The sequence below is a fragment of the Paraburkholderia dinghuensis genome, assembly GCF_003837865.1.
GTDB classification, from domain to species: domain Bacteria; phylum Pseudomonadota; class Gammaproteobacteria; order Burkholderiales; family Burkholderiaceae; genus Paraburkholderia; species Paraburkholderia dinghuensis.
Genome location: NZ_RQIS01000001.1, coordinates 555,176 through 577,880, shown reverse-complemented (window position 1 = coordinate 577,880; position 22,705 = coordinate 555,176). Strand labels below are relative to the sequence as shown.

Sequence of the window (22,705 nt, the reverse complement as noted above, 5' to 3'; positions counted from 1 at the left end):
TTTGAGCGGGTGGTACGCGCTTTCAGGCCGATGAAGCGCACGTCGCTGGGCAGCCCGCGCGCTTCAGATCCGCGCCGTGTTCGCAGACGCGTTTTCCGTCGCGCGATACGCGTCGGGATCGATGCGCCGCATTTCGGTCTCGATCCACTTTTCGACACGCGTGTTCACCTCATCGGGCGAGAGTCCGGCCGTGTCGATAGGCTTGCCGATCGACACCGTGACTATACCAGGATATTTGATGAACGAGTTGCGGGGCCAGACGTGTCCCGCATTGTGCGCGACCGGTATGACCTGCGCGCCCGTCTCCACCGCGAGGCGTGCTCCGCCGGTCTTGTACTTCCCCTGTTTGCCGACCTGTGTGCGCGTGCCTTCCGGGAACATGATGATCCATGCGCCCTCGGCCATGCGAAGCTTGCCTTGGCGCGTCACCGAATTGAATGCGAGCTTGCCTTCCTTCCGGTTGATGTGAACCATCTTCAGCATGCCGAGCGTCCAGCCGAAGAACGGCACGTAAAGCAGTTCGCGCTTGAACACATAGCACATTGGCCGCGGCATCAGCGCGGGGAGCGCGATCGTCTCCCATGCCGACTGGTGCTTCGCGAGGACCACCGCCGCGCCGTCTGGCAGGTTCTCCATGCCTTCGATGCGATAGCGGATACCCGTGAGCCAGCGCGCCACGAAGAGGGTGGTGCGGCACCAGCCCACGGCCATCCAGTAGCGGCGGTTCGCGCTCAGGAACGGGAATGCGACGATGCACGCCGTGGCATACGGCACCGTGAACACGACGAAGTAGATGAACAGCAGCAGGGAGCGGATAAAGCGCATCGATCGGGCCAGGAGGTAGGGCGTGCGGCGCGTGGTTTGGGCGCGCCGCGTGGCCGTTGGGTTAGCGTCGGGTCGGGTCAGTCGGACTCTTTCGCGAGGAGGTCCAGAGCGAACGCGCGCAGATCGTTGTGGATCTGCGTGCCTTCGGGCAGGTCGCCCGCGGCCAGCGTCTTTTCGCCCTTGCCGGTACGCACGAGGTGCGTGGGAAAACCGAGCGCGGCGCCGGCCTGCAGGTCGCGCAGCGCGTCGCCCACGACCGGCGTAACCGAAGGATCGACTTCGAAGCGTTCCGCGATCATCTTCAGCATGCCGGGCTTCGGCTTGCGGCAGTCGCACTGGTCAAGCGCCGTGTGCGGGCAGAAGAACACAGCGTCGATGCGTCCACCCACGGCAGCGAGTTGCTTGTGCATCTTCGCATGCATGGCGTTGAGAGCAGCCGTGTCGAAGAGGCCGCGGCCGATGCCCGACTGGTTCGATGCCACCGCGATGCGATAGCCCGCCTGGTTCAGGCGCGCGATCGCTTCGAGGCTGCCGGGGATGGCGACCCATTCGCCCGGCGACTTGATGAACGCGTCGGAATCGAGGTTGATCACGCCGTCGCGGTCGAGGATCACCAGCTTTCTGCTGGAACTGGTCGGCATGGCGTCGCTCAGTTACGTGAGTGCCGCATCACGCGGCGAGTCGCGAGATGTCCGCGACGCTGTTCATCTGGCGATGCAACGCCTTGAGCAGCGCGAGGCGGTTGGCCCGCAGCGCCGGGTCTTCGGCGTTGACCATCACGTCGTTGAAGAACGTGTCGACGGTTTCGCGCAGTGCTGCTAGCGCCGTGAGCGCGCCCGTGTACTCGCGTGCGGCGAGCTGCGTTTGCACACGCGGCGCGACTTGTTCGAGCTGGGCGTGGAGCGCCTTTTCGGCCGCTTCGACGAAGAGCGCGATCTGAATGGCCGCGTCGTCGACACCTTCGGACTTCTTGAGGATGTTCGAGATGCGCTTGTTCGCCGCCGCGAGCGACGCGGCTTCCGCGAGCGACGCGAATTCGCGCACGGCGTCGAGGCGCGCGACGACATCGTCAAGTTGCGTGAGATTGAGCGCGAGCACCGCGTCGATTTCAGCGGGTGCGTGGCCGCGCTCGCGCAGCAGACCGCGCAGACGGTCCATGCAGAACTCGTAGATCGCGTCGGTCGAATCGGTCACCGTCGCGATGTTCGCGAATTGCGCGTAAGCGGCGCGCAGCAGTGCGACGAGGTCGAGCGGCAACTGCTTTTCGATGAGAATGCGCAGCACGCCCAGTGCGTGGCGGCGCAGCGCGAACGGGTCCTTCTCGCCGGTCGGCGCGAGGCCGATGCCCCAGATGCCGACGAGCGTCTCCAGCTTGTCCGCGAGCGCGACGATCGTGCCCGTGGGCGTGGTCGGCAGTGCGTCGCCGGAGAAGCGCGGTTGATAGTGCTCCGAGCACGCGAGCGCCACTTCTTCGGGTTCGCCGTCGTGACGCGCGTAGTAGGTGCCCATCGTGCCTTGCAGCTCGGGGAACTCGCCCACCATGTCGGTCAGCAGGTCGGCCTTCGCGAGGCGTGCGCCGCGTTTCGCGAGCGTGACGTCGGCGCCGCACATCTGTGCGATTTCACCGGCGAGCGCTTCGAGACGCTCAACGCGCTGCAGCTGCGAGCCGAGCTTGTTGTGATAGACGACGTTCGCGAGCAGCGGCACGCGCTGCGCGAGCGGCTTCTTCTTGTCCTGCTCGAAGAAGAACTTGGCGTCGGCAAGACGCGGGCGCACGACGCGCTCGTTGCCTTCGACGATCTCGACCGGCGTATCGGTCGCGATGTTCGAGACGATCAGAAAGCGCGAGCGCAGGCGGCCTTCGGCGTCGGTGAGCGCGAAGTACTTCTGGTTCGTCTGCATCGTGAGGATCAGGCATTCCTGCGGCACCTGCAGGAACTCGTCCTCGAATTTGCATGCGTACACAACCGGCCATTCGACGAGCGACGTCACTTCGTCGAGCAGCGCGTCGGGCATCACGACCTGGTCGCTACCCGCCTGCGCGATCAGTTGCGAGCGGATCGATTCGCGACGGTCCGTGTAGCTCGCGATCACGAAGCCCTTGTGCTGCAGCGTGTACGCGTAATCGTCGGCACGCGTGATGGCGATCGGGCCTTCGGAGAGGAAGCGGTGGCCGCGCGTGGTGTCGTCGGCGTCGATGCCGAACGCCGTCACGGGCACGACCGTGTCGCCGTGCAGCACCGTGAGGCGGTGCACCGGACGTACGAACTGGACGTTGCTGCCGTCCGGGCGCTGGTACGTCATGACCTTCGGAATCGGCAGCTTCGTGAGCGCTTCGTCGAGCACGGCCTGCAGGCCGTCGGTGAGCGTAGCGCCCGGCGCCGCGTAATGAAGGAAGAACGCTTCGTTCTTGCCATCGGAGGCGCGCTCGAGGTCGCTCACCGGGAAGTCAGGGAAGCCGAGCGCCGCGAGCTTCTTCGCGAGCGGCGCGGTGGGCTGGCCGTTGGCGTCGAGCGCAACCGATACCGGCAACACTTTTTCGCGAACCTGCTTTTCCGGCGCGACGCTGCGCACGTTCTTGATCGCCACGGCGAGGCGGCGCGGCGTGGCATAGCGTTCGAATGAGAGTTCGCCTTCGATCAGGTCGCGCGCCGCGAGGCGCTGCGCGATGCCTTCGGCGAACGCATCACCGAGGCGCGCGAGCGCTTTCGGCGGCAGTTCCTCGGTCAGCAGTTCGACGAGGAGAGTGGCGTGATGAGCTTGGGTCATTGTTGTCGGAAATCCGGTCATTCCTCGGCGAACTTGCGTTCGACCTTCAGCGGCGGCGCCCAGGCGGGCATCGCGGCGTCCTGTTCGTCGGTGGTGAGGCCAGGCACGCCGTGCACCGGATTGCCGAGCATCGGGAAGCCGAGCTTTTCGCGCGATTCGAAGTACGCCTGCGCGACGCTGCGCGACAGCGCACGAATGCGGCCGATATACGCCGCGCGCTCCGTGACGGAGATCGCGCCGCGCGCGTCGAGCAGGTTGAACGTATGAGCGGCCTTGAGCACGAGTTCGTAGGCGGGCAGGGCGAGTTGATGCTCCATCATCCGCTTCGCTTCGCCTTCGTAGGCATTGAAGAACGTGAACAGCAGGTCGACGTTCGCGTGCTCGAAGTTATAGGTCGATTGCTCGACTTCGTTCTGGTGATAAACGTCGCCGTAGGTGAGGCGGCGCAGTTCGGGGCCGTTCGGGCCTTGCTCTTCCCACTCGGTCCAGACGAGGTCGTAGACGTTCTCGACCTTCTGCAGATACATCGCGAGCCGTTCGAGACCGTAGGTGATTTCGCCGAGCACCGGCTTGCAGTCGAGGCCGCCGACCTGCTGGAAGTACGTGAACTGCGTGACTTCCATGCCGTTTAGCCACACTTCCCAGCCGAGACCCCAGGCGCCGAGCGTCGGGTTTTCCCAGTCATCTTCGACGAAGCGCACGTCGTTCTGCTTCAGGTCGAAGCCGAGTGCTTCGAGCGAACCGAGGTACAGGTCGAGGATGTTTTCCGGCGCGGGCTTGAGCACGACCTGGTACTGGTAGTAGTGCTGCAGGCGGTTCGGGTTCTCGCCGTAGCGGCCGTCCTTCGGGCGGCGCGACGGCTGCACGTAGGCGGCTCGCCACGGCTCGGGGCCGATTGCGCGCAGGAAGGTGTGGACGTGCGACGTGCCGGCGCCGACTTCCATGTCGATCGGCTGGAGCAGTGCGCAGCCCTGCTTGTCCCAGTAAGACTGGAGCGTCAGGATGATTTGCTGAAACGTGAGCATGAAGTGCCTGCAGTGTCTTTGGGGCAGTCTTTGGGTGCAGATGCGGGCGGCTCCGGCAGCGCACCGACGTTGCGCGCTGGTGCGTGCCGCTTTTGCGTTCCGCATTTGCGTAACGCTGTTGCTTGCGGTTACGCGCCGCGCCGTCCGGTGGCCCTGGCCGGGAGGCGGCCTGGTGCTAAAACGATGAATTTTACCGGATTGCCGGGGCGTTGAGACCTGGACCGGTATTCCGGGGCCGCCAGGGGCGCAAACACCGTTCGTGCGAACGCTTGTCCTGGCCGGCGTGCCCGGCGGTGGCAGGGCGGCCAGGGGCACGCCGCGACACCGCCGCGCCGCTAGGGCGCGTGCCTTAGCGCTTGTCCGCGGCCTTGCCGCGCCCGAGCCGACCTGGCCCGAAGGCGAAGCCGAACGCGAGCATCAACAGCGAAATCGCAATCACCGTGTTGTTGCCGGTTCTCACGTAGGGGGTATAGCCCGTCGTACCCTCGATGCGCACGTCGAGCGAGCCCACCGTGTAGACGGGCAGGCGCGCGATCACGCGGCCGCGGGCGTCGATGGCGGCTGTCGCGCCGGTGTTGGTCGCGCGCAGCATCGGCCGGCCGGTTTCGAGCGAGCGCATGCGGGCCATCTGCAGATGCTGGTCGAGCGCGATGGTGTTGCCGAACCAGCCCAGGTTCGTCGAGTTGATGAGCACGCCCGGCGCGGTCGGATTCTCGCGTACTGTGCGCGCGATCTCCTCGCCGAATATGTCCTCATAGCAGATGTTGGCGGCCACCGGCTGGTTGTGGACGAGGAACGGCGGCTGCACGGGTGCGCCGCGCGCAAAGTCGCCGAGCGGGATATTCATGAGGTTCACGAACCAGTGGAAGCCCCACGGTATGAATTCGCCGAAGGGCACGAGGTGGTGCTTGTCGTAGCGATAGAGACCCGGCTGGCCTGGCGTGATGCCAAAGAGGCTGTTCGTGAAATCGACGACGCGACCGTCCTGCGTCACCGTGCCGCCGACCGCGCCGAACAGGATTGCGGTGCCCGTGGAATCGGCGAAGTGGCGGATGGCGCGCGCGAACGGCTGGGGCATTTCCTGCAGCAGGACCGGGATGGCGGTTTCGGGCGTGACGATGAGATCGGCCGGCTTTTCGGTGATCAGCTTCTGGAACTCGTCGAGCGCGGCGTTCATGCCGGCTTCCGAGAACTTCATGTCCTGCTTCACGTTGCCTTGCAGGAGCCGCACGTTGAGCGGCGTGTTGGCGGGTTGCGTCCATGACACGTTGGTCAGCAGCAGCCCCGTGGCGATCAAAGCGAGCGCCGCGGCTGCCGGCACGACAACTGCGACACGCGGCGCGCGCGGGTGCGCTTGCGCGGTCGCGTCGGGTTGATGACCGGAAGACTGGTGCTTCAGCGCCCACGCGCGCACGAGCGCCTCTACGACGAGCGCCGCGATCAGCGCAAGCACCCAGCCGACCCCATACACACCGGCGATCGGCGCGAATCCTGCGAGCGGACCGTCCACCTGCGTATAACCGATCGAGAGCCACGGAAAGCCCGTAAACACATAGCCGCGCGCCCATTCACCGAGTGCCCACGCGCTCGCGAATGCGAAGGCGCCGTGCCAGGTGGGCGAGAACGGTCGATCGCCCGCGCGGCCGTTGCTTGCGTGTCCCGCGCAGAAGGACCAGATGCAGGCCGCGAGCGCGGGATACAGTCCGAGATAGAGGGCGAACAGCGCGACCGCTGCACCCGCGAGCGGTGCGGGCATGCCACCGTAAAAGTGCATGCTCACGTAGAGCCACCAGACTCCGGTGACGAAATTGCCGAAGCCGAATGCCCAGCCGGTGAAAAGCGCGCTCTTCCAGCCGGCCGTCCGCGTGAGCCACAGGTAGAACGCGGCGAAGATCGCGATGGCGAGCCAGCCACCGTTCGGCGTCGGCGCGAACGAGAGTGTGTTCAGCGCGCCGAGCGCGGCGGCGCCGAGATAGTGCCAGGCGGGCAGTGTGCGGCGCGCGGCGCCGTTTCTGCCGCTCGCACCGCTGGCGGCGTTGCGGGACGCGGTTTCACGCGCTGAGGAATCAATCGGTTCGGCCATGGAATCGGGATGCGCTTTACGCGCGGTTGCTCGACGTATGCTGATGCGACGCCAACGGCGCGTCTGACGCGCTCGTGCAGGGCGAGCGCAACGATAGCACTTTCATGTGTCGGATTTCGATGCCCGCGATGCCTGATTTCGGGCACCCGGGCATTCGATTCGCGCCGCGGCGGTCGCCACCGTGCCGCGTGGCACGTGCAACTGGCGGACGACCTGCGTGGCTGCCGCGAGCCGCTCAGGTCCCCTGCGGCTGCAGTTCACTCTCGCGCTGACCGGCCATCGGGTCGCGACGCACGAGCAGCATGTGGACCTGGCGGGCGTCGGCGCGCTGCACCTCGAAGATCAGATCGCCGATGCGAACCTTCTCGCTGCGATGCGGCACACGTCCGAAGTGATGCGTGACCAGACCGCCGATGGTGTCGACTTCCTCGTCGGAGAAATGCGTGCCGAACACCTCGTTGAACTGCGTGATCTCGGTGAGCGCGCGCACGCGGAAGCGTCCGTCCGGCGACGCGATGATGTTGCCGCTTTCCTCGTCGAAGTCGTACTCGTCCTCGATATCGCCGACGATCTGCTCCAGCACGTCCTCGATCGTAATGAGGCCCGCGACGCCGCCGTACTCGTCGACGACGATCGCAATGTGATTGCGGTTCATGCGGAAGTCGTGCAGCAGCACGTTCAGCCGCTTCGATTCGGGGATGAACACCGCCGGCCGCAGCATGCCGCGCACGTCGAACTCTTCTTCGGCGTAGTAGCGCAGCAGGTCCTTGGCGAGCAGCACGCCGATCACGTTGTCGCGATTGCCGTCGTAGACGGGATAGCGCGAGTGCGCCCTTTCCAGCACAAACGGAATGAATTCGTCAGGACTATCGGCGATGTTGATCGCGTCCATCTGTGCTCGCGGCACCATGATGTCGCGCGCGCACAGCTCGGACACCTGGAACACGCCTTCGATCATCGACAGCGAATCGGCGTCGATCAGATTGCGTTCGTGCGCGTCCTGGAGGATTTCCAGAAGCTCGCCGCGCGAGTCGGGCTCGGGCGAGATGAAGTCGGTCAGCCGCTCGAGGAGGGAGCGCTTTTCCTGCGGTTTGTCGGTTTGTCGTCGACTGGGATAAGAGTCGTTCATGGTGGTGCGCCTTGAGCCCGTCCCGGGTGAGGCGCGTTGTTGCTAAAAGTTAAGGATACATCATGTGCGTGGCGCGTCTGTGTCGGGGGTGCGGCGGCCAGTTCATGCTAACGCAGATAGTGCTTGCCCGCTCGGACCGCCGGGCGCGAATGGCGTGGTGCGGCTCGCACCGGGCCTTGTTTTCGGCGTCCCGGTCGGCCCGCTTGACGGGCCACTGCTCCCATTCGCCGAACGGAAGCACGGTAGCGATTCAGGTGATGGGGACTGCTGTCACACGCACCGCGCGAGCAACTGCTCCAGCGCGCGGTCGCGGATACCGCTTTCACGCAATGCATCCACCGTGCGGCGCACATAGTCCAGCGTCGTTCCGTACCGACCCGATGCGCAGCCAAGCACAGTGCGCACGGTTTCATCGGGGAGCTTGCCGGTGTAGGCGGCCACGTCGCGGCGCATGACGAAGGCGAGGGCGGCCACGCGCCGCCCGTCCGCGAGCGTGCACGGCACCCACGCAGGACGATACGACCCCATCGGCATTTCGCGTCGCCACAGCGCCTCGAGATGCGGCATCACGCCAGCGGCCGCCAGCCGGAACGCGACGCCCGCGCACGAGCCGCCACGGTCCAGCGCGAGCACGAGACCCGGCTGCTCGGGCGTGCCGCGGTTCACTCGCGACCAGAGGTAGAGCCCGCGGTGATAGCCATACACGCGCGAACGCACGTTCTCGACCGTCGGCAGCCCCGGGTTCCAGATCAGCGAGCCATAACCGAAGAGCCACAGGTCGCCCGTGCGGTCCCAGTCTTCCAGCGTGGAGTCGAGCGACGTGCGCAGTTCGGTTTCGGTGAGAAGGCGCGATTCACCGAGGGCCGGCGGGTATCCGTCGCAGGGCGCAGCCGACGTGCCGCTTCGTTCACCGCTTCGTCCGCGGTTTTGCCCGCCATCGGGCTGCAGAACGGGGATTTCGTCGGATGCGTTCGCGCTCATGTCGTGTCGGGCGTGAGTGGGTCGCCTTACTTGTACGGATCCGGATAACCGAGCGACATGAGGATCTCCGTTTCGATCCCCTCCATCTCCTCGGCTTCGGCCTCGTCCTCGTGATCGTACCCTTGCGCATGCAGCGTGCCGTGCACGAGCAGATGCGCGTAGTGCGCGGCGAGCGGTTTGCCCTGTTCCGCAGCCTCTTTCTCGACAACCGGGCAGCACAGGATCAGGTCGCCCGTGACCGGATCGTCCTCGCTCTCCGCGTAGGCGAACGTGAGCACGTTGGTCGCGTAGTCCTTGCCGCGATACGTGCGGTTGAGCGTGCGGCCTTCGTCGGCGTCGACGAAGCGCACGGTCAACTCGGCGTCGGCGAAAAGCGCGGCCTTGACCCACGCCGCGACGGTCGCGCGCGGCAGCATCGCCTTGTGTTGCGGAAATGCCTTCGCGGCGGGGAACTGCACGGTCAGTTTGAGTTTGGGTGAGGGGGCCATGGAGCGCTCGACGTGTGGCTGGCGTTCAGCGTGCGTCGCCGTTGCCTTCGTCTTTCTTCGAGTGGGCGTCGTAGGCCTCGACAATACGCGCAACGAGCGGATGGCGCACAACGTCCACGCTCGTGAAGCGCGTGAGCGCGATGCCTCGCACGTTCGCGAGGACCTGCTGCGCTTCGATGAGGCCGCTCTTGTGGCCGCGCGGCAGATCCACCTGAGTGGTGTCGCCCGTCACGACCGCCTTCGAGCCGAAGCCGATACGCGTCAGGAACATCTTCATCTGCTCGGGCGTGGTGTTCTGCGCTTCGTCGAGGATGATGAACGCGTGATTGAGCGTGCGCCCGCGCATGTACGCGAGCGGCGCGATTTCGATCATCTGGCGCTCGAACATCTTCGCGGTCTTGTCGAAGCCGAGCAGGTCGTAGAGCGCGTCGTAGAGCGGACGCAGATACGGATCGACCTTCTGCGCGAGATCGCCCGGCAGGAAGCCGAGACGCTCGCCCGCTTCGACGGCCGGACGCGTGAGCACGATGCGCTTGACCTGATCGCGTTCGAGCGCGTCGACGGCGCACGCGACCGCAAGATAGGTCTTGCCGGTGCCCGCCGGCCCGACGCCGAACGTGACGTCGTGCGAGATGATCTGCTTCAGGTACTCGCGCTGCGCCGGTGTGCGGCCGCGCAGGTCGGCGCGTCGCGTGTAGAGCTTCGGGCCGAGCTCTTCGGCGTCGATGCTCTCGTCCACGGGTTCGTCGAATGGATGATCGGGGTCGCCGCGAAAACGCGGGTCGATCGGTTCTTCGCCGTTTCCGCCGTTCCCCGGCTTGCGCGATTCGCGTGCCTGATTGCCCCCGAAACTGGCGGGATGGCGGGCCTCGACGAGCGCGAGCTGGATGTCGTCGACGGAGAGCGGATCGCGCGCCTGGTTGTAGAAGTTCTCGAGCGCGGCGAGCGCGAGTTTCGCACCGCGTCCGCGGATCGCGATGCGGTGGCCGCGACGCGACAGCGTCACGTCGAGCGCTTGTTCGATCTGCCGCAGGTTCTCGTCGAGCGGGCCACACAGATTCGCGAGCCGCGCATTGTCGTCGCGCGGCGCGTTGAATTCCAGATGCTGCTGTTGATTCTTCAAGGTATCGGTGAACTCCGGTTCAGGGTTCGCGCGCCGGTTATTGCGCGAGCATCAGCTCGCCGCGCAGCGAATGCGGATACGCGTGATTGATCTTCACGTCGATCATCTGGCCGATGAGGCGCGCGTGCGAAGCTAGCGGCGCCGGGAAGTTGACGACGCGATTGTTCTCGGTGCGGCCGGACAGCTCGCCCGGGTCCTTGCGCGACGGGCCTTCGACGAGAATCCGTTCGACGCGTCCGACCATCGACTGGCTGATGCGCTGCACGTTCTCTTCGATCGTCGCCTGCAGGTGCTGCAGGCGCTTCAGCTTCACTTCGCGCGGCGTGTCGTCGTGGAGGTTCGCGGCGGGCGTTCCAGGACGCGGGCTGTAGATGAACGAGAAGCTTGTGTCGTATCCAATCTCGTTGACCAGCTTCATCGTCTTCTCGAAGTCGTCTTCGGTTTCGCCCGGGAAGCCGATGATGAAGTCGGTGGACAGCGACAGGTCCGGACGGATCGCGCGCAGCTTGCGGATCAACGACTTGTATTCGAGCACGGTGTAGCCGCGCTTCATCGCCATCAGCACACGGTCGGAGCCGTGCTGCACCGGCAGGTGCAGGTGGCTCACGAGCTTCGGCACCTTCGCGTAGGCGTCGATCAGGCGCTGCGTGAACTCCTTCGGATGCGAAGTCGTGTAACGGATGCGTTCGATGCCCGGAATGTCGGCGACGTATTCGATCAGCGTGGCGAAGTCGGCGATGTCGTGCGAGCCCGCCGTCAACGCGCCGCGGTATGCGTTCACGTTCTGGCCGAGCAGTGTGACTTCGCGAACACCCTGGTCGGCGAGTCCGGCGACTTCGGTCAGCACGTCGTCGAGCGGGCGCGACACTTCCTCGCCGCGCGTGTACGGCACGACGCAGTAGCTGCAGTACTTGCTGCAGCCTTCCATGATCGAGACGAACGCGCTCGGACCTTCGACGCGCGCGGGCGGCAGATGGTCGAACTTCTCGATTTCGGGGAATGTGATGTCGACCTGCGGACGACCGCTTGCGCGGCGCGCGTCGATCATCTGCGGGAGGCGGTGCAGTGTCTGCGGGCCGAACACGAGGTCCACATACGGCGCGCGCGCGACGATCGACGCGCCTTCCTGGCTCGCGACGCAGCCGCCCACGCCGATCAGCAGATCCGGATTCGCTTCCTTGAGCTCGCGCACGCGGCCGAGGTCGGAGAAGACCTTTTCCTGGGCCTTTTCGCGCACCGAGCAGGTGTTGAAGAGGATCACGTCCGCGTCTTCGGGCGTGTCGGTCTTCACGAGGCCTTCAGTGGCGCCGAGTACGTCGACCATTTTGTCGGAGTCGTACTCGTTCATCTGGCAGCCAAAGGTCTTTACATAAACTTTCTTGCTCATCGGGATTCGCCGTTCGCAGTGGTTGACCTGGGGGCGTCGTCCGGTCGCTGTAACGCTGGACTACGGTGATAAAAACTTCGCTGAACCGGGTGGTGGGGCGGCCACGACCGTTCGGGTCGCGTGCTCGTTATCTGCTTTTCGCACGGCCGCTTTTTCCACGGCCGCTTTTTCCACGGCTTTCTGCGACGGATTCTGGGGTTCCGTCACGTTTTTTTGACTGCAATTTCGATTGCCCTTGATCGCCTTTTCGACGATCCCCACCGACTTCAGCGCAACGTTGCATTATACCTTTTGCGCCGCCCGCCCTCCCTCCCTGAACAGGCCGCATTTCGACGCGGCGGCCGCCATGAACGCCGGCGTTGCGGGTGCAACCATACCCGGAGGGCACAAAACCCGCGGAGCTTGTCGGGTGATTCTTCCAAAAGCTGCACGATGCCAGCGCCTGTTGTATCCTCTTGCGCGCCGGTCGATCCGGCAATCAGTACGTCTTCAGGGCGGGGTGGAATTCCCCACCGGCGGTATGCCGGCCAGCGCCGCAAGGCAAGGCCAGCGAGCCCGCGAGCGCCCGCGCGAGTGTTTCAGTCCGGTGGTGTCAGCCATCGGCGCGCGGGGTCAGCAGATCTGGTGCGAAGCCAGAGCCGACGGTCAGAGTCCGGATGAAAGAAGATGTGCAGATGGTCTAGCCTGCCCAGCCGTTGCGGCTTCGCGGCCACGTGCGGACGTGCCCTTTTTTGGGCGCGTTGCGCGTGCGTCCCCGATACGCGCGACAGGGCGGCCTGTCTGTTTGCAATGCCCTGAAACGTTTTTCGCCCAACTCTTGCGAGGAGCGTTTCACATGTCCTTTACCCGTACCGCCGCTGTTTCGTCAGTCGTTTCCTCAGTCGGGCAGTCGCTCGACGCCATCCACGATCTTCCACTGCTCGACACCGAACCGGTGCCGCCGCGCATTGCGGCCGCGCTGCAGGCCATGCGCGAAGGCCGTCCGGTCGTCCTCCAGGACGACCACGACCGCGAGGACGAGGCCGATCTGATCGTCGCCGCCGAATGCCTCACGACCGCGACGATGGCGCTGTTCATCCGCGAATGCAGCGGCATCGTGTGCCTGTGCCTCTCCGATGAGAAAGTGCGCGCGCTCGAACTGCCGCCGATGGTGTCGCACAACGAAAGCCGCAACCGCACGGCATTCACGGTGTCGATCGAGGCGCGTGACGGTGTGAGCACGGGCGTTTCGGCCGCCGACCGTGTGACGACGATTCGCGCGGCGATCGCGCCGAACGCGAAACCTGCCGACATCGTGCGCCCCGGCCATGTCTTCCCGCTGCGCGCACAGCAGGGCGGCGTGCTGGCGCGCCGTGGCCACACCGAGGGTACTGTGGATCTGGCAGTGCTCGCGGGTCTCGCACCGGCGGGCGTGCTGTGTGAACTGATGAATCCGGATGGGACGATGGCGCGCGGCGACCAGGTCGATCGATTTGCGAAGCTGCACGACCTGCCGATGCTTACGATCGCGGAACTGGTCGAGTTCCGTGAAGCGCTGGCAGCGGCGCGCGAGCGGTGCGCGGAACCGGCCTGATCGGGTTTCGTCTGGCGGCACGGCGTCGCTGGGTCAACAGGCGATGAAGCGCGCAGCGTGCGTCGGCGTTGCCGGTCGCGATCGGGTCGCGCGGTATGCATGCTGTGCCGCGTGCCGCGGGCGGGCGCCGCACGGCGTGCCGCTGCGCTACGCGCTTTGGCGCAACCGCCGTCGCCGTTATGTCTGCGCGATGCGCTGCTGTGTCGCGCTGCGCGCTTACGACTGCACGTCGCCGAATTCCCCGCGCACGCCCGCCGCGACGAGCGCGGGCAACTGCTCCATCCGTTCGATGATCCGGCTGATGCCCATGTTGCGCAGCACTTTTGCGTAGCCGGCAGGGATGTGACTCGCGCCGACGAACGCAATCGTCTTCATGCCTGCTGCGCGTGCGGCATTCAGGCCAGAGACGCTGTCCTCCACGACGATGCAGCGTGACGGTTCCACGCCGAGCTGTTCCGCCGCGAAGAGATAGACATCGGGATAAGGCTTGGGCCGCGCGACCTGGTCGGCGCTGAATATGCGCGCGCCGAAGATCGTGTCGAGCCCGGCGCGGCGCACCGACGCACTCACACGCGCGAAACGGCTGTTCGACACGACGGCTGCGGGCAGCGAAATCTGGCGCAACGCGTCGCGCACACCATTGATCGGGCTTACCGACGCGGCGAGCGCAGCATCGACGTTGTGCTCGATGGTGTCGAGAAAATCGTCGGGCATCGTGAGACTGAAGCGCTTCGCGACGTCGTCGAGAAAGCGCGACGTCTGCTGACCGAACGCGGATTTCACGACGGCGCGGAAATCGATATCGGGAAAGGTCCGCGTGAGCGTCTCGAACAGCACGCGGTCGGCGATGACTTCGCTGTCGACGAGTACGCCGTCACAGTCGCAGATGAGGTGGTCGATCATGGGTAAAGCGAAATGGCAGGGCGGCAAAGCGCCAGATGAGGAGCGCCTTTACAGGGCGCAGCAAGGATGAAACCGCCATGATACGTGTTTTGCGCGCGCTTCCCGAGCGCCCGGACACACGCGGCACACCCGGCCGAATGGCCAGGATGTCGCGCGCCGCGGGCAGTGCGAGAATAGCTGCACCAACAGACAGTCATCAGTCGTTCAAGTGAAGACGGGGGCAAACATGCGTGGACTGGCGATAATCGGCGCGGCAGCGCTGCTGGCGGGATGCGTGAGCACGCCAGGGGGGCTCGAGGGCGGTGGACGGGCGCCGTCCTTCGTCGCCTTGCAGCAGATGTGCGGACGTCAGCCCGTCGATTTCGGTGCGTACGCAGAGCCCGTTTATTTCGCGACATTCGATGCATTCGTCGCGAATCGTCGCGGGAGGTTGCCGCAGGACCAGTTCTGCGAGTTCCAGGCCGCGCTTGCGCAGCACTACAAGACGCTCGGCACGAGCAGTGATCCGCAGGTGCGCAACCAGTGGGTCGCCTGGCTCAACGAACAGCGGGCGCAGGCTATCGCATGGCGCGCAGCGGCCGACCCCACGTTGCGGGCGGGTTGAGCGAGGTAAACGGCGGTCATCCGGCGAACGCGCGGACAAAAAACCAGCGCCGGCGAAAAACCGGCGCGGACAAAAACCCGGACGAAAAAGTGGTCACGCGGGCATGAAGCGCGCGGGTCCGCGTGACCATGCACTGCAGGCGCGTACGTCTACTGCCGTGCGCCTGCATCGGGGATGGGCTCGACGAAACCATTCGGCGGACGTATCCCGGCGTCCGCGCGTGTCGAAAGAGTTGACGAAAGCAGGGGGGCGGGAGCCTCACCTGCCTATGAACACCGTTTAATGGCTCGCAACGCCGAGTTCCCGATTTCGGTGAGTCGCCATTGCTGGAGGCCGGAAGCCAGCCGCTCCAGCTGGACGAGCTGTCGTTCGAGGAGGGCGTCCAGTTCTTCCCGTTCCATGTCGATCTGGTTGGGGGCGTCCTTCACTAGCAGCAAGGTGGCGAATTCGTGCGGACTCAGCATCGTTCTCTCCGTGTTGCCGCATCAGAGGTCGCCGTAAGCGGCCCGCGGGGCGGCCCGGCGACAGGAATGCGGTGGGTGTGAGCGAAAGCCTGCAACCGTGCAGATCGCGCGCTGGACATGCTGGCCGGTTCCGGCAGGTCTTATCGACGGCCCAAAGAGGCCAAAAAGGCCCAAACGCTGTCCGGCCCGTGATCGGCGACGGGGAACTGGAGTGTAGTCAACAGCACCGCGTTCTTCAAACAACATCCGGAAAATTTTCCGTTTGACATCGGCGCGCTCCGGCAGCGGGTACTGCGTGCAGCCAGATCCTTGATTTCACTTCAGGTGCCTGCTGCGGCGCGACAATGCGCGGCGCATGGTTCGTCTGCGCAATACGCGCGCGGTGGCGGTTCGACGAGGCATCGTGACCAGCGGCTGCCGAGCATCGGCACACGTCGCCTGATCAAGCGCGGGGACCGTCCGCATCATTTTTTTCGTTTACCTACGCAACCCGAAGCGCAACCCGCGGCGCCACTTTCGCCGTTTATGCATGCGGCCCGGTGAACAGTGGACCGCATCACGGTCGGCGCATGATCTTGCTGCGGGGCCTGTTCAGGGCGTCTATTCCCGGAACTGCAGGGACCGGGAGCGGTCTGTGCTCTTTGACTGCAACCTGGCGAAACAACAGCTAAGATGGATCAACGATGTCTGGTAACTCTCACGACGCAAGCGCACCGGGCTTGAACCGAAAGCCGCGCTCAGCGCGAGCACAGATACCGCATTCGGAGCACAAATAAATGCGTGATTTCATTGAGCCCGGCCATATGCTGCCGTGGCGAATCGAAGATATCGATCTCACACGAATCGATCGACAACGTGCCGCTGCGAACGAAGATCTGCTGTTGCTGCTGTGCGCGTCTTCGTTCATCGAAAGCGGATCCGACCTGTACACCAGCAACCTGAGTGTGTTCTTCAACGGCGACCCTGACGTTTCCGAATGGCTGAACACCGAGTGGGAGCCTGAGGAACTGCAGCATGGCCGTGCGTTGAAGACTTACATTCTTTACGTGTGGCCTGAATTCGACTGGGACACTGCGTTTCGCAACTTCTTCGAGGAGTATTCGAAGACTTGCTCCTATGAGGCATTCGAAAAAACGCGTGCGCTCGAGATGGTCGCGCGTTGCGTAGTCGAGACCGGTACAGCCACGCTCTACCGGGCGATCAGTGAATGGTCGGACGAGCCGGTGCTCAAGGAGATCACCGAACATATCCGCACCGACGAAGTGCGTCACTACAAGCACTTTTTCCACTACTTCAAGAAGTACAACCAGATCGAGGGCCATGGCCGGCTGGCGGTACTCGGCGCACTGCTTCGCCGCGTGATGGAGATCAAGAACGAGGATTCGGAGATCGCGCTGCGCCACGTGTTCGCCTTCCGCTATCCGGACCGCGTGAATGATCCCGTGTGGAGCCGCGAACTGACTTCACGCGTGAGCCGGTTGGTGCGGCACAATCTGTCCGCGGATATGTGCGTGAAGATGCTGCTCAAGCCGCTGGACATTCCGGCGAAGATCCAGCCCGGTGTGCACTATCCGCTCGCGAAGCTCACGCAGCACGTGTTCTTCCGCTGAAGCACCGCGCGTATAGCCGACAGGCCCGTCACGTCGCGGGCCTTTTCTTTTGCGCGGCTTTATTCGCGCGTCGACGACGAGAGGATGAGGACGATGAGCGATATGGGCCCGGAAGTTCATCGTGCGGAGCCGTTGCAGTTCGACGTTTGGCCAGCCGGGTTGTTGTCCTGGTTCGATGGCCACTCACTCGCGGACAAGACGGGATTCACGGCGTCGCTCCTGACGCACCACGACGATGGCCGTTTGGGTACATCGCTGCTTGGCATCGGTGAGCTGTACGCACCCGGGCCACATTCGTTGCGGTTCGTGCTGTGGGCACATGCGAGGGCGTCGAAAGCGCTCGCAATGGGTGCGCGCGCGGCGCTGACCTTTGTGTTCGACGGCGCGTTTTATCAGGTCCAGCTCGGTGTGAGGCCGATCGGGTCAGCCGCGGCTCAGGCGAGCGGGCTTGCCTGCTTCGAAGCAACGATCGTGTCGGGCGAAGCGCAGCGCGTGCCGTACGCGAGGCTCGATGCGGGCATCGTGTTCACGCTTGACGAACACGAGCGCGAGGCGACTTTGCGTCGATGGAGCGCGCAGGTCGAGTGGTTGAAGGCAGCGGGCGAGTGAAGCCTCGCTGCCGGTAGAGAGGGCGGTGTCGTATGACCTCGCCCGTGCAAAGACATAGCGCTAGCGGGAAAGAGGACCAGAGGCGGCAATAGAAAAAGCCGCACTCGCTCCAGTCTGGAAAAGCGAGCGGGGCGGCTCACGCCGTCCCCCTGCAAACCCGATCAGCGGCCGCGCGGTCCGCCGTTGCGGCGCGCATCGCCGCCCGGACGGCCGCCGAGCAGTGCGCCGGGGTTCGACTGCGGCTTGCGCGGCGCGCGGCCGGCTGCACCATCGTGGGCCGCGCCACGCGAGCGGTCGTGATCGACGGTGCTCTCTCGCCGCGTGTGCTCCGCGCGCGATGCGCCAGCGCCCGGGCTTTGCGCCTTCACCGGACGAGCACCACCCGCAGGCTTGGCCGTTCGTTGCGCGCCGTTGCCGCCATCCTTGCCGCCGCGTCCACCGCCGTTGCGCGCTTCAGTACGTGATTCGCCGCGCGACTCACGCGATTCGCGCGTCTGAGCTGGTTTGCCGCCTTGCCCGCGGGGACCGGCGCCGCGCGCCTGGCCTTGCCCCTGGCCCTGCCCTTGACGCGGCGCGCGTGCCCCGCCGCCGCCACCCTGGCCGCGTCGCAGGATCGGCTCGGGCTTCGCGTTCGGGTCCGGCTCGAAGCCCGCGATGACCTCCTGCGGCACCGCACGCTTGATGAGCTTTTCGATGTCCTTCAGCAGCTGGTGCTCGTCGACGCAGACGAGCGACACCGCTTCGCCCGTTGCGCCCGCACGGCCCGTGCGGCCGATCCGGTGGACGTAGTCCTCGGGCACGTTCGGCAGATCGAAGTTGACGACGTGCGGCAACTGGTCGATATCGATGCCGCGCGCGGCGATGTCGGTCGCACAGAGCACCTGCAGCGTGCCGTCCTTGAACTCGGCGAGGGCGCGCGTGCGTGCCGACTGGCTCTTGTTGCCGTGAATCGCGAGTGCGCTGATGCCGTCCTTCTCCAGCTGCTCGGCGAGCCGGTTGGCGCCGTGCTTCGTGCGCGTGAACACGAGCACCTGGAACCAGTTGTGCTGGCGGATCAGGTGCGTGAGCAACTCGCGCTTGCGGTCGCGATCGACGGGGTGGATCTTCTGCGCGACCGTTTCGGCCGTCGTGTTGCGGCGGGCGACTTCGATGAGCGCGGGCGAATCGAGCAGGCTGTCGGCGAGCGCCTTGATTTCGTCGGCGAAAGTCGCCGAGAACAGCAGGTTCTGGCGCTTCGGCGGCAGCTTCGCGAGCACGCGCTTGATGTCGTGGATGAAGCCCATGTCGAGCATGCGGTCCGCTTCGTCGAGCACGAGGATCTCGAGCTGCGAGAGGTCGATGGTCTTCTGCTGCATGTGATCGAGCAGACGGCCCGGCGTCGCGACAACGATATCCACGCCACGCTTCAGTGCGTCGATCTGCGGATTGATGCCGACGCCGCCGAACATCACAGTCGACTTGAGCTTCAGGTATTTGCCGTAAGCGCGCACGCTTTCTTCCACCTGCGCCGCGAGTTCGCGCGTCGGCGTGAGAATGAGGGCGCGTACGACGCGTTTGCCACCCGCGGCGGATGGCATGTCGGTGAGGCGCTGGAGGATCGGCAGCGTGAAGCCGGCGGTCTTGCCGGTGCCCGTCTGGGCGCCGGCGAGCAGGTCGCCGCCGTTCAGCACGGCGGGGATCGCCTGCAACTGGATGGGAGTGGGGGTGGTGTAGCCTAGTTCGTTGACAGCGCGGACCAGCGGTTCGGACAAGCCGAGAGAATCAAAGGACATAAAAACTCGATGTATTGCGGTGGCGCGAGCGGCAAAGCGCGGCGCACATGCGCGCGCGGAGCGTGGCAGCGGACGCGGGGTGGACTCCGGGTACCGGCGTTCTCGCGTTAAAGGACGGCGCGCCAGTGCGCGCGCCGCTTGGTCGGCGGTCTAAGAAGACTCGCCGGCTGGCGTTAAGTTGCATCGCGGGGCTGCGGACACTGCGGCCGCCGCGCGATGGCTTCGCTCAAAGACACGTCACGCGACGTAGCGCGCGATGCTGACGAATTGACAGACGCTTCCCGCGAGTACGAACAGGTGCCAGATACCGTGTCCGTGCCGGATGCGTTCGTCGTTGACGAAAAAATAAATGCCGGCGCTGTAGATGACGCCGCCGACGACTAGCCACGCGGTGCCGGCAGCCGACAACGCTTCGAACAATGGGCGGACCGCGACCACGCCGAGCCAGCCCATCACGACATACAGGACCATCGAAAGCGCACGCGTACGCCGGCCGAGGGTCAGTTCCTGCACGATGCCGAGGACAGCCAGTCCCCAGCTTATACCGAACAGCGACCAGCCCCACGGCCCACGCAGACTGACGAGCGCGAACGGAGTATAGCTGCCCGCGATCAGCAGATAGATCGCAGCGTGATCACACTTCTGAAGAATCGCTTTCAGACGTGGCCCGCGAACACCGTGATACAGCGTCGAAATGGTGTACAGGGCGCACAGCATTGCGCCGTACACGCTGAAGGCCACGATCTTGTAAGCGTCGTGATCGAGCGCGCCGAGCACGACGAGCGAAACAAGACCCACTAACGACAACATCGCGCCCACGAGGTGAGTAACGCTGTTCAGGCGCTCGCCAACGTGCATACCGACTCCTTCTTCTTCTGCCTGTGCGGCGCCTTGCGCTTGCTTCCTCGCTTGCATCGTTTGCGCGGGCGGCGAACTGAATAATTGGGTGCCAGCCTTCCTCTGCCCGCGCGCCCGAATGGCGCGTCGCAAGGCCGACAAAGGCTAAACCCAAAAGGCTACCGCAAATTTCCGGATGGAAATAGCGAAGGGCGCAACCTGCGACGTTTTGCAGGATGCGCCCTGTCAGGCAGACGCCACTATAGCAGCAAGCGCTATGGGGTCGGAGCGGGCCCCGTTCAGTCGAGCGGCGCGGACCGCAGATTGGCCACCTGTTGCGGCGACACCGCCGTGCCCTTGTTGCCCCAGGACTTGCGGATGAACGTCACGACCGCCGCGACCTCCTGGTTCGACAGCGACTGCGCGAACGGCGGCATGCCGTAAGGTCGCGGATTGCCTGCCGTGCTCGGCGGATAGCCGCCGTTGAGCACCATACGGATCGGGTTCACGGCCGATTGCATCTGGATCGACTGGTTGTTCGCGAGCGGCGGGAAGTTCGGCGGCATGCCGAGGCCGTTTTCCGCGTGGCACTTCGCGCACTGGTCGTGGAAGATCTTCTGGCCTTGCTGCAGCAGTTCGCTGCCGTAGGCTTCCGAAGTCTCCATCTGCATCGTCTCGGGCGCTTCCTTCTTCTGCGGGATCGTCTTCAGGTAGGTCGCGATCGCGTGGATGTCGTCGTCCGAGAGGTATTGCAGGCTGTTGTGGACCACGTCGGCCATCGGGCCGAACACCGCGCCGCGCGGCGATACGCCGGTCTTGAGCAGGCTCGCGATGTCGCTGATTTCCCAGTCGCCGAGGCCGCCTTCGGCCGCCGTGAGCGATGGCGCGTACCAGTTCTGCAGCGGGATCAGGCCGCCCGCGAACTGAGCCGAAGTGACCGGGCCGCCCACCGCGTTGATCGACGTGTGGCACATGCTGCAGTGGCCGAGGCCCTCGACGAGATACGCGCCGCGGTTCCATTCGACCGACTTGGTCGGATCGGGCTTGAACTCGCCCTCACGGAAGAACAGCGTGCGCCAGCCGATCAGCAGGTTGCGGTTGTTGAACGGGAACTTCAACTCGTGCGGGCGGCTCGGCACGTTCACGGGCGGCGTCGAGCGCAGGAACGCGAAGATCGCGTCCGAGTCGGCGCGCGTGATCCTCGTGTAGCTCGCGAACGGGAACGCCGGATAGAGCAGGCTGCCGTCCTTCGAATGGCCCGTGTGTATCGCGCGATAGAAGTCGTCGACACTCCACTTGCCGATGCCGTATTGATCGTCGGGTGTGATGTTCGGCGTGTAGAGCGTGCCGAACGGCGTCGCCATCGGCAGGCCGCCGGCGAAGGTCTTGCCGCCGCGCACGGTGTGGCAGGCGATGCAGTCGCCGGCACGGGCGAGGTATTCGCCGCGCTTGATGAGGTCCGCCTGGTCGGCCGGTGTGGCCGCAACGGCCGTGCCGTTGTGCAGATAGTCGGTGGCGGCCCACAGCACCGGCACGAGCGCCGCAGCCGCGGCGATGATGACTGCACAAAGGCCCAACAGGGAATTGCGGTTCATAGGACTGTCTCCCCGGCGCCTTATTGCGGTTCGCTGCCGCACGCGAGCGGCGTCTTCAACGAGCGCGCCGGTGCCGGCACGGGATTCGGCGGGGCAGGCTGCGTGGAGAGCCACACCGCGACCGCATTCACGTCTTCGTCTGTCAGGCGCGTGGCAATTTCATGCATGCAGTCCGGTGCGATCGCGCGTCGCGAGCCCGACCGCCAAGCGCCGATCTGCGCGCTGATGTAGTCCCGATGCAGCCCGACGAGACCCGGAATGGCCGGCTCCATGCCGGTCAGCTTCGCGCCGTGGCAGGCCACGCAGGCGGGGATCTCTCTTGCTGCGTCGCCGTGCTGGACAAGGTCCTGGCCGTGAGCGAGCGTGCTGCTGCCGACGGTCGGCTTCGCGGGCGGCGGATAAGGCGGCCGCTGATGCGAGAAGTACGTCGCGATCTCGTGCAGGTACTCGTCGGAGAGATAGGTGACCAGATAATTCATCGGAGGGTACTTGCGGCGACCCTCGCGGAAGTTCATTAGCTGGTTGAACAGATACTCGGCTGGTTTGCCGGCGAGACGCGGGAAGTAGTCGTTGTCACTGCCCTGGCCGTGTGTGCCGTGGCACGCGATGCAGCCCTGGACGCGAGATTCGATCGTGTCGGGTGCCGTGGGTTGAGCCGCCTGCGCGACGTTGAAGGCGCAGGTCGCCCCGACTACCAGCATTGCCCCCAGTGGCGCGACGAGCGGAATAAGCGGTCGGAAGATACGTCTTGGGAACACGCGTAACTCCATCTTTATCGTGGACCTGACCAGGCTTCGAGCGACCCGGCTGTAGGCTGCGCGCGATGAAAGCAGCAGACCGTGCGCGACGCGGCGACGGGGAATTCTATCATCGCGGGTGGATAGAGACTAATTGACGCATGCGACATGATGTCGGCGCGGCGGGGTAT

At 65.0% G+C, this 22,705-nt stretch carries 20 protein-coding genes and 1 riboswitch; of the genes, 4 read left to right on the top strand and 16 right to left on the bottom strand.

Translation table 11 applies throughout. The features are described from left to right. Positions 1–63: 63 nt before the first annotated feature. From D1Y85_RS02665 to miaB, 10 genes are all read right to left on the bottom strand, one after another. A complete protein-coding gene (locus tag D1Y85_RS02665; RefSeq protein ID WP_124149449.1) occupies positions 64–825 on the bottom strand; it encodes a lysophospholipid acyltransferase family protein in 762 nt (253 codons plus the stop codon). 77 nt (positions 826–902) lie between these two features. After that, positions 903–1,466 (bottom strand): D-glycero-beta-D-manno-heptose 1,7-bisphosphate 7-phosphatase, encoded by a 564-nt coding sequence (gmhB, locus tag D1Y85_RS02660; protein ID WP_124149448.1) that lies wholly within the window; start codon positions 1,464–1,466, stop codon positions 903–905. Positions 1,467–1,494: 28 nt separating this feature from the next. Beyond that, positions 1,495–3,594 carry a glycine--tRNA ligase subunit beta gene (glyS, locus tag D1Y85_RS02655; protein ID WP_124149447.1) on the bottom strand — a complete coding sequence of 700 codons (2,100 nt, stop codon included), beginning with the start codon at positions 3,592–3,594 and terminating at the stop codon, positions 1,495–1,497. Positions 3,595–3,611: 17 nt separating this feature from the next. After that, positions 3,612–4,619, bottom strand: coding sequence for a glycine--tRNA ligase subunit alpha (glyQ, locus tag D1Y85_RS02650; RefSeq protein WP_124149446.1), 1,008 nt, complete (start codon positions 4,617–4,619; stop codon positions 3,612–3,614). A 349-nt stretch (positions 4,620–4,968) separates the two neighbouring features. After that, positions 4,969–6,702, bottom strand: coding sequence for an apolipoprotein N-acyltransferase (lnt, locus tag D1Y85_RS02645; RefSeq protein WP_124149445.1), 1,734 nt, complete (start codon positions 6,700–6,702; stop codon positions 4,969–4,971). A gap of 235 nt (positions 6,703–6,937) precedes the next feature. Next, positions 6,938–7,831 carry a CorC family transporter gene (locus tag D1Y85_RS02640; RefSeq protein WP_124149444.1) on the bottom strand — a complete coding sequence of 298 codons (894 nt, stop codon included), beginning with the start codon at positions 7,829–7,831 and terminating at the stop codon, positions 6,938–6,940. Between the two features lie 270 nt (positions 7,832–8,101). Further along, on the bottom strand, positions 8,102–8,812 hold the full coding sequence (locus D1Y85_RS02635) for a gamma-glutamylcyclotransferase (protein WP_124149443.1): 711 nt from the start codon (positions 8,810–8,812) through the stop codon (positions 8,102–8,104). Between the two features lie 26 nt (positions 8,813–8,838). Next, a complete protein-coding gene (gene ybeY, locus D1Y85_RS02630; protein WP_124149442.1) occupies positions 8,839–9,300 on the bottom strand; it encodes an rRNA maturation RNase YbeY in 462 nt (153 codons plus the stop codon). A 25-nt stretch (positions 9,301–9,325) separates the two neighbouring features. Then, positions 9,326–10,423 carry a PhoH family protein gene (locus D1Y85_RS02625; RefSeq protein ID WP_124149441.1) on the bottom strand — a complete coding sequence of 366 codons (1,098 nt, stop codon included), beginning with the start codon at positions 10,421–10,423 and terminating at the stop codon, positions 9,326–9,328. A gap of 37 nt (positions 10,424–10,460) precedes the next feature. After that, positions 10,461–11,810 carry a tRNA (N6-isopentenyl adenosine(37)-C2)-methylthiotransferase MiaB gene (miaB, locus tag D1Y85_RS02620; RefSeq protein WP_124149440.1) on the bottom strand — a complete coding sequence of 450 codons (1,350 nt, stop codon included), beginning with the start codon at positions 11,808–11,810 and terminating at the stop codon, positions 10,461–10,463. Positions 11,811–12,291: 481 nt separating this feature from the next. Further along, positions 12,292–12,482: riboswitch (FMN riboswitch) on the top strand. A gap of 163 nt (positions 12,483–12,645) precedes the next feature. On the opposite strand from miaB, the gene ribB reads away from it, so the two are divergent. Further along, on the top strand, positions 12,646–13,383 hold the full coding sequence (gene ribB / locus D1Y85_RS02610; protein WP_124149438.1) for a 3,4-dihydroxy-2-butanone-4-phosphate synthase: 738 nt from the start codon (positions 12,646–12,648) through the stop codon (positions 13,381–13,383). A gap of 216 nt (positions 13,384–13,599) precedes the next feature. On the opposite strand, the gene D1Y85_RS02605 is transcribed toward ribB, so the two are convergent. Next, positions 13,600–14,286: an HAD family hydrolase gene (locus D1Y85_RS02605; protein WP_124149437.1), complete on the bottom strand. Its 687-nt coding sequence runs from the start codon at positions 14,284–14,286 to the stop codon at positions 13,600–13,602. A gap of 226 nt (positions 14,287–14,512) precedes the next feature. On the opposite strand from D1Y85_RS02605, the gene D1Y85_RS02600 reads away from it, so the two are divergent. Beyond that, positions 14,513–14,890, top strand: coding sequence for a hypothetical protein (locus D1Y85_RS02600; RefSeq protein ID WP_185218876.1), 378 nt, complete (start codon positions 14,513–14,515; stop codon positions 14,888–14,890). Between the two features lie 266 nt (positions 14,891–15,156). Here the strand turns inward: D1Y85_RS02600 and D1Y85_RS02595 are convergent, their stop codons facing one another. Then, positions 15,157–15,354: a hypothetical protein gene (locus D1Y85_RS02595; RefSeq protein WP_124149436.1), complete on the bottom strand. Its 198-nt coding sequence runs from the start codon at positions 15,352–15,354 to the stop codon at positions 15,157–15,159. Between the two features lie 776 nt (positions 15,355–16,130). On the opposite strand from D1Y85_RS02595, the gene D1Y85_RS02590 reads away from it, so the two are divergent. Both D1Y85_RS02590 and D1Y85_RS02585 read left to right on the top strand, forming a co-directional pair. After that, positions 16,131–16,964, top strand: a complete 834-nt coding sequence (locus tag D1Y85_RS02590) for a ferritin-like domain-containing protein (protein ID WP_124149435.1) — start codon at positions 16,131–16,133, stop codon at positions 16,962–16,964. 93 nt (positions 16,965–17,057) lie between these two features. Continuing rightward, positions 17,058–17,573, top strand: coding sequence for a hypothetical protein (locus D1Y85_RS02585; protein ID WP_185218875.1), 516 nt, complete (start codon positions 17,058–17,060; stop codon positions 17,571–17,573). Positions 17,574–17,734: 161 nt separating this feature from the next. Here the strand turns inward: D1Y85_RS02585 and D1Y85_RS02580 are convergent, their stop codons facing one another. From D1Y85_RS02580 to D1Y85_RS02565, 4 genes are all read right to left on the bottom strand, one after another. Further along, the gene (locus tag D1Y85_RS02580) at positions 17,735–19,345 is read right to left on the bottom strand and encodes a DEAD/DEAH box helicase (protein ID WP_124149434.1); all 1,611 of its coding nucleotides are present in this window, start codon (positions 19,343–19,345) and stop codon (positions 17,735–17,737) included. A gap of 237 nt (positions 19,346–19,582) precedes the next feature. Then, entirely contained in the window at positions 19,583–20,203 is a 621-nt protein-coding gene (gene trhA / locus D1Y85_RS02575; RefSeq protein ID WP_124149549.1) for a PAQR family membrane homeostasis protein TrhA, read from the bottom strand. Between the two features lie 278 nt (positions 20,204–20,481). Beyond that, the gene (locus D1Y85_RS02570) at positions 20,482–21,777 is read right to left on the bottom strand and encodes a c-type cytochrome (RefSeq protein WP_124149433.1); all 1,296 of its coding nucleotides are present in this window, start codon (positions 21,775–21,777) and stop codon (positions 20,482–20,484) included. Between the two features lie 20 nt (positions 21,778–21,797). Then, the gene (locus D1Y85_RS02565; RefSeq protein WP_425466872.1) at positions 21,798–22,478 is read right to left on the bottom strand and encodes a c-type cytochrome; all 681 of its coding nucleotides are present in this window, start codon (positions 22,476–22,478) and stop codon (positions 21,798–21,800) included. Positions 22,479–22,705 lie beyond the last annotated feature (227 nt).